Source organism: Veillonellaceae bacterium, assembly GCA_012523975.1.
GTDB lineage: Bacteria > Bacillota > Negativicutes > JAAYSF01 > JAAYSF01 > JAAYSF01.
This window is the reverse complement of sequence record JAAYSF010000098.1, coordinates 1-1,515: the sequence shown is the minus strand read 5'-3', so window position 1 is coordinate 1,515 and position 1,515 is coordinate 1. Positions and strand designations below refer to the sequence as shown.

The 1,515-nt window shown below is 27.9% G+C and carries 2 protein-coding genes; both read right to left on the bottom strand.

Going from position 1 to position 1,515, the window contains the following annotated elements; translation table 11 throughout:
- Nucleotides 1-120: 120 nt before the first annotated feature.
- Complete coding sequence (locus tag GX348_12555) at nt 121-573, bottom strand: hypothetical protein (GenBank protein ID NLP42988.1); 453 nt, start codon at nt 571-573, stop codon at nt 121-123.
- 27 nt (nt 574-600) lie between these two features.
- Nucleotides 601-1,431 (bottom strand): hypothetical protein, encoded by an 831-nt coding sequence (locus GX348_12550; GenBank protein ID NLP42987.1) that lies wholly within the window; start codon nt 1,429-1,431, stop codon nt 601-603.
- Nucleotides 1,432-1,515: the final 84 nt, after the last annotated feature.

Here is a 1,515-nt window from a genome sequence, read left to right as displayed (position 1 = left end):
GGTTTTGCAAATCTATAGAATCTGTAAAATTAAAATATGAAATTTAAAAGCTCATTTTCAATGAGCTATCGCTCTATACCTTTTTTTATTTAATTTTATAGATTTAATTATGCAATTTCCTCAATTAAATAAATCTCCGTTTCTTAACATTTCTCCACGAAAAACACAAAAGTACATTATTATATAGCTAAGGAAATTTCTCTTAATACAATCCAGTCCCCAAAAATCACATTTTTCATTTCTCATAGCATCAAATATATTTTCAAAGCTAACAAAGGGTCCGTAAAAGGTATCATTACATAATACAAGTTCATCATATTGTGATAACTTATGTTCACCCAATATATTAACAATAACATCAGCATAAGCACCTGCATCAAATCCAACATTTTCACGTGTATAGTACTGATTACTGTATTTTTGTAATATATTTTCCCCTTCTACATTAACCTTTCCGTTAACTATTATAATCAGCTCGCTAACAACTCTTTTTAAATCTGAAATTAAATATTCAACATATTCATCAACTATGCCATCTTTGTCATAAAAAACAAATAATCCGAGTCTACGCATAATCCAACTCCTAAAACATATGAAACTTTATGCCTTCAATTTTAAATCTACTTCTTTAATTAAAAGAATCTCTTCTTGAGTAAAATATTTTTGCAACTGCTCATCATTCAATAGCATGTTTTCTGCAAATTCTATATATCTCTTCATATCACAGCTATAAGTATCAGCTATTATTTTATCTACATTAAAATAATAAGCTAGCATTAACCTATGAGAACCATCAATAACAATATCTAATTTATTTGATAATTTGATATTATAATTTTGCTTAGCGTCCCCTGATTCATATTTATGTATTCTTTTTACAAAATCAAGCCATCTTTTACTTGCTGCTTTTTCACTGCAAAAAATACACATATATTTAATATAAAGGTCACGTCCAATGGTATTATTAAAAAGGGCACTTTCAATTGCTAAATATAAAATTGGATTTAAGTAAACGTCCTTTAATCCTTTTACTAAACTCCTAACATCTATTTCAACATTTCTTTCAATTGGTAGTCCAAAGGATAAATCAAATAAGTAAGGATATACCCAAAAATATCTACTAAAACCTAAGTTTTTAAGCTTTTCAATGATTTCATCTATGAAAATATTATGCACTGCTATCATTACAATACTATCATTCGATACTTCATTTATTTCCTTAATATCTTTCCCATCATAGTAAGCTTCCACTTGTTGTAGGGAAGAGACAGCATAATTGCTTACATTATCCCAATACCCCTTTTCTTTAATTATTTTACTGAACCTCTTTGCTACAGATCCAGTGCCATAAATTACAAAGTTCTCTTTTTCAATAATAGACTCTATTTTCAAAAATTCTGTATACATTTCCACTTTATTAGTTCCTTTCAATTAATATTAATAATCATCTGGAAACGTAATTTTAGATACAGGATGAACCTTTCTCTTTTCTACAGGCGGTAGTTCCATGTAATC